The organism is Leifsonia virtsii, from assembly GCF_030433675.1.
Taxonomy (GTDB): domain Bacteria; phylum Actinomycetota; class Actinomycetes; order Actinomycetales; family Microbacteriaceae; genus Leifsonia; species Leifsonia virtsii.
This window is the reverse complement of the sequence record NZ_JAROCB010000002.1, coordinates 604,838-618,235: the sequence shown is the minus strand read 5'-3', so window position 1 is coordinate 618,235 and position 13,398 is coordinate 604,838. Positions and strand designations below refer to the sequence as shown.

The 13,398-nt window shown below is 70.6% G+C and carries 14 protein-coding genes; 5 read left to right on the top strand and 9 right to left on the bottom strand.

Annotated features, from left to right (window positions below; all coding sequences use genetic code 11):
• Window positions 1–13 precede the first annotated feature (13 nt).
• Window positions 14–700, top strand: coding sequence for an SDR family NAD(P)-dependent oxidoreductase (locus tag P5G59_RS08910; protein ID WP_301218090.1), 687 nt, complete (start codon window positions 14–16; stop codon window positions 698–700).
• Window positions 701–716: 16 nt separating this feature from the next.
• Here P5G59_RS08910 and P5G59_RS08905 read toward each other — a convergent pair whose 3' ends face one another.
• Window positions 717–1,166, bottom strand: a complete 450-nt coding sequence (locus P5G59_RS08905; protein WP_301218088.1) for a GNAT family N-acetyltransferase — start codon at window positions 1,164–1,166, stop codon at window positions 717–719.
• An 89-nt stretch (window positions 1,167–1,255) separates the two neighbouring features.
• On the opposite strand from P5G59_RS08905, the gene P5G59_RS08900 reads away from it, so the two are divergent.
• The 3 genes from P5G59_RS08900 to P5G59_RS08890 are packed head-to-tail and all read left to right on the top strand — an operon-like array spanning window position 1,256 to window position 4,424.
• Complete coding sequence (locus tag P5G59_RS08900) at window positions 1,256–2,143, top strand: DUF5996 family protein (protein WP_301218086.1); 888 nt, start codon at window positions 1,256–1,258, stop codon at window positions 2,141–2,143.
• Window positions 2,140–2,820, top strand: coding sequence for a hypothetical protein (locus P5G59_RS08895; RefSeq protein WP_301218084.1), 681 nt, complete (start codon window positions 2,140–2,142; stop codon window positions 2,818–2,820). Before P5G59_RS08900 ends, P5G59_RS08895 begins: the two co-directional genes overlap by 4 nt.
• Complete coding sequence (locus tag P5G59_RS08890) at window positions 2,817–4,424, top strand: MFS transporter (protein ID WP_301218082.1); 1,608 nt, start codon at window positions 2,817–2,819, stop codon at window positions 4,422–4,424. Before P5G59_RS08895 ends, P5G59_RS08890 begins: the two co-directional genes overlap by 4 nt.
• A 24-nt stretch (window positions 4,425–4,448) precedes the next feature.
• Here P5G59_RS08890 and P5G59_RS08885 read toward each other — a convergent pair whose 3' ends face one another.
• From P5G59_RS08885 to P5G59_RS08855, 7 genes are all read right to left on the bottom strand, one after another.
• Complete coding sequence (locus P5G59_RS08885) at window positions 4,449–4,781, bottom strand: DUF4190 domain-containing protein (protein WP_301218080.1); 333 nt, start codon at window positions 4,779–4,781, stop codon at window positions 4,449–4,451.
• 45 nt (window positions 4,782–4,826) lie between these two features.
• Window positions 4,827–5,210 carry a hypothetical protein gene (locus P5G59_RS08880; protein WP_301218078.1) on the bottom strand — a complete coding sequence of 128 codons (384 nt, stop codon included), beginning with the start codon at window positions 5,208–5,210 and terminating at the stop codon, window positions 4,827–4,829.
• Window positions 5,211–5,325: 115 nt separating this feature from the next.
• Complete coding sequence (locus P5G59_RS08875) at window positions 5,326–6,012, bottom strand: DUF1345 domain-containing protein (protein ID WP_301218076.1); 687 nt, start codon at window positions 6,010–6,012, stop codon at window positions 5,326–5,328.
• Window positions 6,009–6,791 (bottom strand): SDR family oxidoreductase, encoded by a 783-nt coding sequence (locus P5G59_RS08870; RefSeq protein WP_301218074.1) that lies wholly within the window; start codon window positions 6,789–6,791, stop codon window positions 6,009–6,011. Before P5G59_RS08870 ends, P5G59_RS08875 begins: the two co-directional genes overlap by 4 nt.
• Before the next feature lie 269 nt (window positions 6,792–7,060).
• A complete protein-coding gene (locus P5G59_RS08865) occupies window positions 7,061–8,740 on the bottom strand; it encodes a type 2 periplasmic-binding domain-containing protein (protein ID WP_301218071.1) in 1,680 nt (559 codons plus the stop codon).
• Window positions 8,741–8,820: 80 nt separating this feature from the next.
• Entirely contained in the window at window positions 8,821–9,777 is a 957-nt protein-coding gene (locus P5G59_RS08860) for a carbohydrate ABC transporter permease (RefSeq protein ID WP_301218069.1), read from the bottom strand.
• A complete protein-coding gene (locus P5G59_RS08855; protein ID WP_301218068.1) occupies window positions 9,774–10,778 on the bottom strand; it encodes an ABC transporter permease in 1,005 nt (334 codons plus the stop codon). The genes P5G59_RS08860 and P5G59_RS08855 overlap by 4 nt, the downstream gene beginning before the upstream one ends.
• A gap of 235 nt (window positions 10,779–11,013) precedes the next feature.
• Here P5G59_RS08855 and P5G59_RS08850 point away from each other — a divergent pair, with 235 nt between their 5' ends.
• Window positions 11,014–12,222: an ROK family protein gene (locus tag P5G59_RS08850; protein ID WP_435871249.1), complete on the top strand. Its 1,209-nt coding sequence runs from the start codon at window positions 11,014–11,016 to the stop codon at window positions 12,220–12,222.
• A gap of 7 nt (window positions 12,223–12,229) precedes the next feature.
• Here P5G59_RS08850 and P5G59_RS08845 read toward each other — a convergent pair whose 3' ends face one another.
• A complete protein-coding gene (locus P5G59_RS08845; protein WP_301218062.1) occupies window positions 12,230–13,396 on the bottom strand; it encodes an ROK family protein in 1,167 nt (388 codons plus the stop codon).
• Window positions 13,397–13,398 lie beyond the last annotated feature (2 nt).

The following is a 13,398-nucleotide window of genomic DNA, read 5'->3' as shown; positions in this document are numbered from 1 at the left end:
GGTTGTCCCCGACATGGATCTCGACTTCACGAATCGCGTCGCCCTGGTCGTGGGCGGCACCGGCTTCATCGGCTCGGCGGCCGCCGACCGGCTCCGCGCCGAGGGGGCGACCGTGGTCGTCGCCTCCCGCAGCGCGGGCGAGGACGACGGCCGCGTGGCACTCGACGCCTCCGACGAGGACAGCGTGCGCCGCGCCATCGCCACCGTGCTGGAACGCCACGGCCGCATCGACGCGCTGGTGGTCACCGCCGCCCCACCCGCGCAGACCCTCGACCCGGCGCGCAGCTCGGACCCCGAGCAGATCCTGAAGGCCGTGGACGGGAAGGCGCTGGCGTTCCTCCGCGTCGCCAACGCCGCGACCCCGTCGATGCGGGAGGCCGGCTTCGGCCGGATCGTCGTCATCAGCGGCCAGAACGCCTACTTCACCGGCAGCATCACCGCGTCGGTGCGCAACGCCTCCACCATCCTCATCGCCAAGAACCTGGCCGACGAGCTGGCCGGCACCGGGGTCGCGGTCAACGTCGTCAACCCGGGGCTCGTGACGACCACGCCCGACACGACGGTCGCGCCGGGGCGCGGCGGCGAGTCGTCGCCCGAGCAGATCGCCGACCTCATCGCGTTCCTGGCGTCGCCGCGCTCGGTGGTGAGCGGCGAGTCCATCTCCGTCGCACACCGGGTGCTGGGCAGCACCCTGCTGTAGGGCCGGCGGGGGCGGCTCAGAGCGCGAGCGACCACGCGACCTCGCGGTCGAGCTGGCCGCTCTCGGTGAAGAGCCGCACCTGGTAGGCGTCGGGGAGGGCAGCGGCGAGTTCCTCGCGGTCGGCACTCGCGAAGCCCAGCTTCTGCCAGAAGCCGCCCGACCGTCGCGAGAACAGCCACGCCCGCCCGGCGCCGGCCGCACGCGCCTGCTCGATCGCGAACAGCGCCAAACGGGAGCCGGCACCGGAGGCCCGGCGGCCCGGGGCGACCGCGACGCTGCGCACGAGCGCGTGCGCGCCGTCCCTGCTCAGCTCGAAGCCCGTGCTCCCGACGATCGTTCCGGTGTCGTCCCGCTCCACCCACAGCGCCACGGTCGGCTCGTCCAGCCCGGCCAGCGTGAGGTCCGCCTGCTGCAGGAAGCCGCGGACATCGGCGACATCGGCGGCGAGGACGCGGTCGAGGGCCATGCCCCCAGTTTTCCCCGGGGGTCCGACCCGGCGCAAATGGTGCGCGCGGCGTTTAGGCTGAAGGCGCCCGCCCGATTCGGAAGGACCCCATGCGCCCCGAACTCCCCGTCGACTCCTGGCAGGCCACCCGCGAGACGCTCCACCTGTGGACGCAGATCGTCGGCAAGATCCGGATGGCCCTGACGCCGCCGGTGAACCACTGGTGGCACGTGACGCTGTACCTGAGCGCGCGCGGACTCGGCACCGGTCCCATCCCGGTGCCCGCCGGCATCCTCGACCTGGAGTTCGACTTCGTCGAGCACGAGCTGGTCGTCCGCACGAGCGACGGCGGCCGGCGCACGGTGCCCTTCGCGGGCCAGTCGGTGGCGTCGTTCTACGAGGCGACGCTGGGCGCCCTCGGCGAGCTCGGCGTCGAGGTGCGCATCCACCCGGTTCCGAACGAGGTGGAGGTCGCGATCCCGTTCGCGGAAGACACCGGCCACTGCACCTATGTGCCGGAGCAGGCGCAGGCGTTCTGGCGCCAGCTGATCGACGCCGAGCAGCAGCTGCAGCGCTTCCGTTCCGGGTTCGTCGGCAAGGTCAGCCCGGTGCACTACTTCTGGGGCGCGATGGACCTGGCGGTCACCCGGTTCTCCGGCCGCACCGCGCCGCAGCATCCCGGTGGCGCTCCGAACTGCCCTGACAGCGTGATGCACGAGGGGTACTCGCACGAGCTGAGCAGCGCGGGATTCTGGCCGGGCGGCGGTGCCGAGGGCGCGTACTACTCGTACGCGTACCCGGCGCCGGAGGGCTACGCGGACGCCCCGGTCCCGGAGGGTGCGTACTTCAGCGCGGAGCTGGGCGAGTTCCTGCTGCCGTACGAGGTGGTGCGCCGCTCCGCCGACCCGGAGGCGCTGGTGCAGGCGTTCCTGCACGCGACCCACAGCGCGGCGTCCGAGCTGGGGCGGTGGCCGGGCGAGCTCGAGGTGACCCGGTGAGCGACGCGGCCGCCGAGCTTCCGGACGCGGCCGACTCGGCCGCCTCCCTGGGCGACCGCCCGCTCGCCTTCTACAACGCGCTGCTGACGGAGCACTTCGTGCTGGAGTCGGCGCGCGGCATCACCGTCAGCGAGTCCAGCAGCCGGGCATCCCTGTACCTGATGACGCTGTCGAGCGCTCTCGTCGCCTTCGGCTTCCTCGCCGCGACGCCGTTCGCCTTCGGCTTCCTCGGCGTGATCATCCCGGTCGTCGTCATCCTCGGCGTCTTCACCTACGAGCGGCTGGTGCAGACCTCGCTGGAGGACGTGGCCGCCCTCGCGTCGATTCAGCGCATCCGCCGCTACTACGCGGGTCTCCTCCCCGGCGCCGGCGCGTACTTCCCGATGCCTGCGGGACGGGCGCCCAACGAGCTGCTGGAGATCGGCCAGCGCGGGTACCGGCGCGGCGTCTTCTTCACGATCTCCTCCGCCATCGCGATCGTCAACTCGATGGTCGCCGGGGTCGGGGTCTCGCTCCTGGTCTACCTGCCGTCGCGCAGCCTCCCGCTCAGCATCGCGGTCGGCGTCGCGGCGGCGATCGTGCTCATCGTCGTGCACGGCGCCTACCAGGAGACCCGCTACGGGCGGCTGCGCGACCTGCTGGCCGCCGGCCCGGCCTCCGCGACGGACCGCTCGTGACCGGGCAGCCGACGGCCGCGCCTGCCGCCGCGGCAGCGCCCGCCGTCTCCCCCTGGGCGCCGCTCGCCCGCACGGTGTTCCGCACGCTGTGGTTCGCCCAGCTGGGCAGCAACATCGGCACCTGGATGCAGACGGTCGGCGCGCAGTGGTTCCTGGTGGAGGCGCACGCCGACAGCATCGTCATCGCCCTGGTGCAGACCGCGAGCCTGGTGCCCGCGGTGCTGTTCTCGCTGCCGGCCGGCGTGCTCGCCGACTCGTTCGACCGCCGCAAGCTGCTGATCTGGGGGTCGGTGGCGAGCGCCGTGCTCGCGGTCGCCCTGACGATCGTGACGGCGGCGGGGGCGCTGACCGCTCCGCTGCTGCTCCTGGTGACGCTGCTGCTGGGGGTCGCCTCCACGCTCACCTCGCCGGCCTGGCAGGCCATCCAGCCGGAGCTCGTGCCCCGGGAGGAGGTGGTCGCCGCCGCCGCGCTCGGCGGCGTGACCGTCAACGGCGCCCGCGCGATCGGCCCCGCCCTGGCCGGCGTCGTGCTCTCGCTGTTCGGCACGGCGGTCGTGTTCGGCATCAACGCGCTGAGCTTCGTCGTCGCGGTGGTCGCGCTGATCTGGTGGCGCCGGCCGCAACAGCAGGGACTCGACGACCGCGAACGGTTCCTTCCTGCCCTGCGCGCGGGGGTCCGCTACACGCTCTCCGCCCACCTCGTGCGCCGCATCCTGCTGCGGTCCGTGCTGTTCGCGTTCCCGGCGAGCGCGCTGTGGGCTCTGCTGCCGCTGACCGCGACGCGGCTCGGGCTGGACTCGAGCGGCTACGGCCTGCTGCTCGGCGCGCTGGGCGTCGGCGCGGTGGCGGGCGTGTTCCTCCTGCCGCTCGCGCGGAAGCGTGTCAGCGACAATGCGATCATCGCCGCCAGCGCCGTGCTGTTCGCGGCCGGGTCGGCCGCGGCCGCCTTCGCCCCGTTCGTCGTCGCCCTCGTCGTGCTCGCCATCGCGGGCCTCGCGTGGATCGGGACGCTGACCGTGCTCAACGCCGCGCTGCAGCTGACCCTGCCGCAGTGGGTGCGGTCGCGGGCCGTCTCGGTCTACATCCTGTTCTTCATGGGCTCGATGGCCGTCGGCTCGTTCGCGTTTGGCCTGGTGGCTCAGGGCCTCGGCACGACCGCAGCCTTGATGATCGCGGCCGTGCTGCTGCTGGCCGTTGCGGCAAGCGTCGCGATCCTGCCGCTCCTGCCGGGCACCTCCACCATCGACCGCAGCATCGCGAACTCCTGGCCGGAGCCGATGCTCGTGTTCGAGCCGGAACCCACTGACGGGCCGGTACTGATCGAGATCGCCTACCGGGTGCCGCAGGCGGACCAGGCGGCGTTCGGGGAGGCGATCCGCCGCGTGGGCGACAGCCGGCGGCGCACCGGCGGTTACCGGTGGCGGCTGTACCGCAGCGGCGAGGACGCCGAGACGCTGCTCGAGACCTTCCTCGTCCCGTCGTGGGGCGAATTCGCGCGGCAGCGCACCCAGCGTTTCACCGGCCGCGACCGGGAGCTGTGGGACGCGGTACGCTCATACTGCGAAGGCGACCCGGTCGAGCGGCACTTCTTCCACGCCGCCTGACCGGGCCGCCTCCGCGGCTAGGGCTCAGTAGCTGTAGCTCGACCCGCTCGACGCGGCGATCACGCCCGCGATGATCGCGATGATCACGAACAGCACGACGAACGCGATGTACACGTAGCCGATGATGAGGCCGGCGATGGCGAGACCGCGGCCGTTCTCGCCGGTGCGCTTGATCTGGCTCAGCGCGATGTGTCCGCAGATCACGCCGGCGAGCGGGAAGACGAAGGCGCCGATGAGCGAGATGATCGCGAGCACGTTGGTGCCGGCCGGCTGCGCCGGGTACGGCGCGTACGCCGGCTGCTGCGGGTAGCCCTGCTGCGGCGCGGGCGGGTAGTTCTGCGGGTTCTGGTCGGTCATGGTGAGGTGTCTCCTGTCGGGTGAGGCGGGTGAGGTGGATGCGGCCTACGGCTGCGAGATGCTCTCGGCCAGCACGCCCGCCTGGTGGAGGGCGGAGCCGATCGCGTTGGCGGTCTGCTCGAACGCCGTGTTCGTCTTGGCGGCGCCGATGGCTCCGCCCTTCAGGGCGCCGCCGGTCATGTTGCGGTTGAGGCGCGCGACGAGCCGGCCCTGCTGGTCGACCATGAAGTCGACGACGAAGGACATGTGGAAGTTCTTGCCGGCGAGACCCCCCAGCCACACGGTGGCGGCGGCGCTCCCCCGCTTGGCGAGCAGTCCCCCGGTCGGCGTGGTGGTGACCGTGAAGCCCTCGCCCTGCAGGGTGGAGGCGACGAGGTGCTTCGCGGCCTCGTGGTCGCCGAGCAGGAAGAAATCGTGTGCAGAGGCCATGGCGGTCCCCCCGGGTCGATGGTCGGATGCGTGCCCGTCGGCACGATCCGTCACTCTAGCGAGTATCCGGCCTCCTCCGCATCCCGCTGGGCCAGCCGGATGCGGGGGTCCGACATCACGTGCTGAGGAACAGCACGCTGATGAGCAGCGCGATGATGAACGTGCTGAACGCGAACGCGATGTAGGTTTGCCCGGTCACGACCCGGCGGGCACGGGTGGTCAGGATGTTCACGTCCGACGACGAGAACGTCGTCGCGATCTGCGCCGACAGGTAGTAGAAGTCGGCGAACACGGGCCCGTCTCCCCTGTCGCCGGGCAGCTCGACCGAGCGGTGCTCCGCGTCCAGCCGGGCGTAGTGCACTGCGTAGGCGGTCACCGTGACCAGCCAGGAGCTGACGACGACGGCGAAGCTGAGGATGTTCGCCAGCACGCTGTCGAGCAGGCCCGGCAGCACCAGCACGGCGCCGACCGCGATGGTGGCGAGCACCGACCACTGGGCGTTGATGGTCGGGAGGGTGCGGATCGGACCCGCCGTCGCGGTGATCCAGCGGGCGAGCGTCCGCCGGTCCACCCGGCCGAGGAGCGCGTGCGTCATCACGAGGAACGCGACGGAGTACGCGATCCAGAAGACGAACGCCGTGACGGCGACGCTGTCGGCGGTGAAGCGCACCCGGGAGAAGGCGCCGTAGGCGAAGAACGCGACGAGGGTCACGACCGCGGCGACGCCCAGCGCGGCCAGGTTCCTGTGCCCGTCCGCGGCGAGGTACGGCACCTTCTCCGCAGCCCCCGGGGCGGGGCTCACCACACGCTGTCGCCGCGCAGGACGACGTCGCTGCCGCCGTCGACGTAGACGATCTGGCCGCAGAGGTGCGTGTTCTCCTCGCTCGTCAGCCAGGCCAGCAGGCGCGCGACGACGATCGGCTCGGCGATCCCGTTCAGCGGCATGGGCACCAGCCCGAGCAGTGCGTGGCGCGCCTCCGGCGTCCCGATCAGGTCCGCCGTCATGGGCGTCGCGATGATGCCGGGCGCGACGGCGTTCAGCGGGATGCCCGCGCCGGCCCACTGCTCGGTGGCGGCCTGGCGGCGGACCCACTTGTCGAGAGCGAGCTTCGTCGACGAGTAGATCTGCGCGCCCGTCGTCGCGGGATCCTGCGCCAGCTCCCCGGCACGGGCCAGCGCCGCGAGCTCGTCGCCCGCCGCGAGCAGCCCGACCAGCTCGCCGTCGGTCGGCATCAGGGCGGCCATCGACGAGACCAGCACCGCCCGCGGCGCCGGCGATCCGGCCAGCAGCGGCCGCAGGCCCTCGAGCGTGGCGATCGTGCCGAAGTAGTTCACCGCGACGGTCGGCGGCGCGGCGGCGGCGAGGCCGGCGATCGCGAGCACCGCGTCCACCGGTCCGTCGTCCACCCGCCGCACCCCGTCCGCGAGGCCCGCGCGGCCCTCCGCGGTCGACAGGTCGACGATCACGTCGGCGTCGTGGATGTCGACCCCGATCACGCGCTCGCCCCGGCTCTCCAAGAGCTCCTTCGTCGCCCGTCCGATCCCCGAGGCGGCACCGGTGACGACCGAGACACGAGACATGACTCCCCCCTTTCCGCGACACCGCCCGCTCCCGGGCGGCCCTGGCGTCAGGGTAGCGAGACGGAAGGTCGGTGGCTACGCCTCTGCTGCGCCGGTCTCGACGGTGAGCGATCGAACGTTCGAATCTCCTGCTGGGCTGACATCCGTCGGAGATCCGGAGGGATACCGCCCGAATCTCCGACCGTACCGTGGCGGCTGGAGATCGGTGGGTCGGACGCGAAGCGGCCGGGCCCGGAGTCTCCGGGACCCGGCCGCTCGTTGGGGGTCCGCTACTTCTTGGACTTGTCGTACGCGGCCTGCAGGGTGCTCAGGTAGTCCTTGAGCCCGAGGCCGTCGAAGCCCTTCACGTAGGAGTCCCAGTCGGTGTCGATGTTCTTCGAACCGGTGATGAAGGCGAGCGCGTTCTGCGTGACGTAGTTGTCGATGTTCGTCTGCTGCGTCGCCACCTGGGTCGCCTTCGCCGGGTCGGGCCATACCTTCCAGGTCGGGTAGATCTGGCTCTTGTCCTCGTGGCCCTTGTACAGCTGGGTGGCCTCGAAGAGCCGGCGCTCGTAGCCGGAGGTGTCGTAGATGTCGGTCGGGACGGCCTGCGAACCGCGGAACGCCGCGTTCTGGTTGTAAGTCGACAGCGCGCCCCACTGCACGGCGTTGGCCGCATCCTGGTCGAGCTGCAGGTTGACGAACGCCGCCTTCTCGCTCGGGTCGAGCGCTTTGTCGTCGGCGCCGGCCTTCGCCCAGCCCTTGCCCTCCGGGCCGAAGTTGCCGTCGAGCTGGCCCTGCTCGGTGAAGAGGTAGTTCACCATCTTGATCGCGGCGACCTGGTCGTTCTTGGACGCCTTGTTGGTGAGCAGGAAGGTGGCGCCGGGCGTGCTGCCGAACGCGTAGGTGGCGTAGTCGGCGCCGTCCGGGCCGGTCAGCGGGGGCACGGCGTCGTACTGCTTGTCACGGCCGTCCTTCGCGCCGGGGCTGACGAAGATGTACGGGTGCAGGCCGCTGGCGCTGCCGAGCAGCACCGGTCCCGCGTTGTTGCCCTCCTGGGCGAGCGCCGCCGGGTTCTGGGTGAAGGCGCCCTTGTCGATCAGGCCCGCGTCCCACAGCGACTTGATGTACTTCAGGCCCTCGCGCCAGCCGTCCTTGTTCGCCTGGATGTCGACCTTGCCCTTGTTGAGCACCGTCGTCGACTGGATGCCCTTGTCCGGGTTCTGCGGGTCGTAGATGAACGCGTTCATGAAGAACGGGATGAGCGTGTCGTGCGAGTCGCCGCTGAGCGGGATCTCGTCCTTCTGCCCGTTGCCGTTCGGGTCGTCGTTCTTGAACGCCTCGAGCACCTTCGTCATGTCGGCGGTCGTCTTCGGCATCTGGAGGTTCAGCTTCTTCAGCCAGTCCGTGTTGATCCAGAGCTTCGACGGGTACTGGATGTGCAGCGTCTCGGCCAGCTGCGGCAGGCCGTAGATCTTGCCGTCGGGCGAGGTGACCATCGCCTTGTAGTCGGCGTTGCCGTCCAGCACCTTCTGGATGTCGGGCGCGTACTGCTTGATCAGGTCGTTGAGCGGGAGGGCGACGCCCTGCTTGGCGAGCTTCTCGACGTCCACCTGGTTGAACTGGTCGACCCACGGGATCAGGAGGAAGGCGTCGGCGTAGTCGCCGCTCGCCATCAGGATCTGCCGCTTCTCGGGAGCCACCGACGAGTCCTGGGTGGTGGTCTGCCAGCTGAACTTGATGTTGAATTTCTTCTCCACCTCCTTGGTGAAGGCGTTGGTGGCCAGGTCCTGGCCGGTCCCCTGCTGCGCGAACACGGTCAGGTGGGCGGTGCCGCCGATCTTGTCGTCGGCGCTGGAGGCCGCCGGGGTGCAGGCGGAGAGGGCCATCAGTGCGGCGGTGCCGCCGACGGCGGCGACGAGTGCGCGCGTCCGCCCTCTGCGGGATCGCCGATCGGTCTTCGAGAACATGGTGCGTTCCTCCTTTGGAACCAGGATGTGTTTCGGGATACGGATGGTGCGTTGTGGTGGCTTCGTGGGGTCTTCGGGGCTCAGCCCTTGACCGACCCGATCAGCACGCCCTTGTTGAAGTAGCGCGCGACGAACGGGTAGATGATCAGCACGGGGACGCTGGTGATGACGATCAGCGCGTACTTGAGCAGGTTGACCAGCTCCTGGTTCTGCGCCTGCGCCGCCAGGTCGCTCACCCCGCCGTTGGTCGAGTTGAGGACGAGGATGTTGCGCAGCACCAGCTGGAGCGGGAAGAGATCGGAGCTCTTCAGGTAGAGGAGCGCGTCGAAGTAGCCGTTCCACTGGCCGATCGCGTACATGAGCGCGATGACGGCGATGAGGGGCTTCGACAGCGGAAGCACGACGGTCCACAGGAACCGCCAGTCGCTCGCGCCGTCGAGCGACGCCGCCTCGACGAGCTCCTCCGGGATCGCCGAGCGGAAGAAGGTGCGGGCGATGATGACCTGCCACACCGCGACGGCCTGCGGCAGCAGGAGCGCCCAGCGGGTGTCGAGCAGGCCGAGGTTCTGCACGACCATGTAGGTCGGGATGAGGCCGCCGCTGAACAGCATCGTGAACAGCAGCAGCGACATGATCACGTTGCGGCCCATGAAGGTGCGGCGCGAGAGCGGCCAGGCCAGGCAGACCGTCAGGGTCGTGCTGATCAGCGTCCCGGCGATCATGTAGAACAGCGAGTTGGCGTAGCCGAGGAGCACCTGCGGGTCGGAGAGGACCGTCTGGTAGCCCTTGAGCGTGAAGTCGACGGGCCAGAGGAACACCTGCCCGGCCGTGACCGCGTGCGGGGAGGAGAAGGAGCTGGCCACGATGTACAGCAGCGGCAGCAGCACGACCAGCACGGCCAGGGTGAGGCCGAGGTAGATGACGACCAGCAGGGCGCGATCGCCGGGCGACTCCCGGATCCTCCGCGGCTTCTTGATGTTCTTGGCCGCCGTCGCGGGCCGCACCCGCGTCCGCTCGGCCGGAGAATCGATGGTCACCACAGTCCGCTCCCACTCAGTCGGCGTGCCACCCAGTTGACGATGAGGAGCAGCACGAGGTTGACGACGGAATTGAAGAGGCCGACGGCGGTCGCCGTCCCGAAGTCGGCGTTAAGGATGCCCAGCTTGTAGACGTAGGTCGCGATGATCTCGGACTGCCCGAGGTTCAGCGGGTTCTGCAGCAGGAACACCTTCTCGAACCCGATCGCCATGATGTTGCCGACGCTCAGGATGAGCACGATCATCGCCGTGGGCATGATGCCCGGGATGTCGACGTGCCAGATCTTGCGGAGGCGGGACGCGCCGTCCACGCGCGCCGCCTCGTACAGCGAGGGGTCGATGCCGGAGAGCGCCGCCATGTAGATGACCGCGGAGTAGCCGGCGGTCTGCCACACGTCCGACCAGACGTAGATGTTGCGGAAGTAGTCGGGGTTGCCGAGGAGGTCGGGCGACTGGACGCCGAAGAACCCGAAGACCTGGCTGACGATCCCGAGCCGGGGCGCCATGATCAGGATCAGCATCGACACGACGACCACGGTGGAGATGAAGTACGGGGCGTACGTGACCAGCTGCACGGTCTTCTGGAACCAGCGGTGGCGCACCTCGTTGAGCGCGAGCGCCAGGATGATCGGGATGGGGAAGCTCGCCAGCACCGCGTATCCGGAGAGGATGAGGGTGTTGGAGACCAGGGTCGGGAACTGCGGGTTCTGCAGCATCGCCGCGAAGTTCGCGAACCCGTTCCACGGGCTCCCCCACACGCCGAGCACCGGGCTGTAGTCCTTGAACGCGATGACCGCGTTGGAGACCGGCACGTACTTGAAGATCACGAAGTACGCCAGCGGCAGGAGCGTCAGCAGGTAGAGCTGCCAGTGCCGCCGCAGCGCGATCCGCCAGCGCTGACCGAGGGTCTTGCGGCGGGTCGGGATGCGGCGGACCGGCGGTGCGGCGGTCCGTGCGGCGGGTGGGGTGGTCGTTGTGGTCACGGGCGGGGCGCTGGTCATCCGCGCACCCCCGTGTGCCCACGGTGTTGCAGCTTCGTCATCGAAGACTCCTGAACGAATCGAGCCGGGCGGGCCTTGGTCCGCCCGGACTGGGTACAGCAAAACCTATTTCCTTACCGTTGTCAATAATCTATCCTGACAGCAGGTCATCGCTCGACCGAGAACGGCGACCGCACGCGATTCGCGCCGTTGGGGGCCGTCGCGCATTCGAACACGACAGAAAGAAAGCGGCGGCATGAGCTACTCTCTCGATATGCCACTCGACGACGTTGGCACCCGCCGGAGACCGGAGCTCGGCACGCCCCGCTCCGCGGAGATCTTCACGCGGATCATCACCCACGGGCCGGTCAGCCGGCTCGACATCGGCCGCCTCACCGGACTGTCGCAGGCCAAGGTGACCAAGACGGTCAACCCGCTGATCGAGGGCGGCTACGTCACGGTGGGCGAGCACGCGGAGCACTCCTTCCCAGGGCGTCCCGTCCGTCCGCTGAGCGTCGTCCCCCGCTCGATGATCGCGATCGGGGTCAAGGTCAACCAGGACGAGATCTTCGCCGTCACCGTCAGCCTGGGCAACGAGGTCCTCGGGTCCACCCGGCGGCGGCTGAAGAGCCACGATCCGGACAGCACGGTCGACGCGATCGTGACCTCCGTGAGGTCGCTGATCGCGCAGCTCGGCGGCGACGCGGCCAGCATCGCCGGAGTCGGCGTCTCGGTCTCCGGCGACATCGACAGCAGCACCGGGCTCGTGCGGCACTCCCCGCTGCTCGGCTGGAGCCATTTCGCGCTCGGCGAGCGGCTCGCCGCCGAGCTCCCCCTCCCGATCACCGTCGAGAACGACGTGCGTGCTCTGGCGAAGTCGGAGCAGTGGTTCGGGGCGGGCAGGGACGCGGAGTCGTTCGCCATCATCACGATCGGTGCGGGCATCGGCTGCGGCATCTACGTGAACGACGACGTGGTGGTCGGCGCGCACGGTGTCGCGGGCGAGATCGGCCACCTGCCGCTGGCGTCCTCCGACGCCCTGTGCGTCTGTGGCCGTCGTGGCTGCGTGGAGGCCGTGGCATCGTCCCGGGCCATCCGCGACGCGGTGAGCCTCGAGCACGGCGACCCGGAGCTGACCCTGGCGGGTGTCATCCGGCTCGCACACGAGGGCGACCCGGCCGCGGTCGCCGCCTTCGAGCGCGCGGGCACGGCCATCGGCGCGGCCGTCGCGGCGACCGTGAACCTGTTCGGCCCGGAGGTCGTCGTGATCGCCGGCGAGGGCGTCATGGACTACGACCTCTACGAGCGCCGGTTCCGCGAGGAGTTCCTGGCGCACGCCTTCGGCGCCGCCGCCAACTGCCGCCTGGTGGTGCAGCGGCACACCTTCACCGACTGGGCCCGCGGCGCCGCCGTCGCGGCCCTGCGCGAGGCGATCACCGCGAGCACCGCGGCGACGGGGGAATGACGACGGGTCAGACCACGAGCGACCGGATGGCCGTCGCCGCCGCCCCGCGCGCCCAGTCCTCGAAGGTGTGCGGGCGCACGACGATCCGGCAGCGGTCGGCCGACGCGAAGACGTGCTCGGCGTAGACGGCTCGCAGCCGTTCCTCGTACAGGCCGAACTCGGCGACGCCCTCGCCGCCGATGATCACGAGCTCCGGGCCGACGAGGTTGACCAGGCTGGCGATGGCGGCGCCGATGACCGCTCCCGCCTCGCCGAAGGCCTCGACCGCCGCCGGGTCGCCGGCGTGCGCCAGCTCGACGACCTCCTCGATCGTCAGCGGGCGGCCGTGCGCGGCCGACGCCGCGGCGACGATGGCGCTCGTGGCGGCGACGGCCTCCACGCAGCCGCGGCGGCCGCAGGCGCAGACGCGGTCGGGCGAGGCCAGCGGAAGGTGGCCGATCTCGCCGGCGACGCCGAAGGCGCCCTCCACGACCTCGCCGTTCAGGTGCAGGCCGCTGCCGATGCCGCGCCCGATCGTGACGATGCAGAAGGAGCGAGTGCCGAGGCCGACGCCGAACCAGTGCTCGCCGATCGTGAGGGCGCGCACATCGTTGTCGACGACGACGTCCGCCTCCAGACGCTCTCGCAGGGCTGCCGCCAGGCGGACGCCGCGCCAGCCCATGATGGCCGAGTCGCGCACCACGCCGGTCGCCGTGTCCACGTCGCCCGAGACCGAGACGCCGATGCGGGCGACGCGCGAGCGGAGGCCGCCGAGCGACTGCGCCAGCCGCCCGCAGAGGGCGGCGACGGCTTCGACCACGGCCGCGGGGTCGTGCGAGGCGAGCGGCAGGCGGTCGGCGGCGAGGATGCGCGTGGTCAGGTCGGTGGCGACGCCGACCAGCTCGTCGACGTTCACCTTGATGCCGAGCGCGACCACCGCATCCGGGACGATCGCCACCGGGTTCGCCGGCCGCCCGGGCAGACCGGTCGGCGCGAGGCCGAGCGAGTCGTCCACGAGCCCGGCGGCCACCAGCGGCGTCACCGCCTTGGTCACGGCGGCCTGCGACAGGCCGGTCATCCGGGCGACGTCGATGCGGCTGACCGGGCTGCGGGTCAGGATGGTGGTGAAGACGCGGGTCGCCGCATCCGACGACGAGGCGAGCAGCGCGATGCGCTGCCGTAGCTCGTCGTCCATGC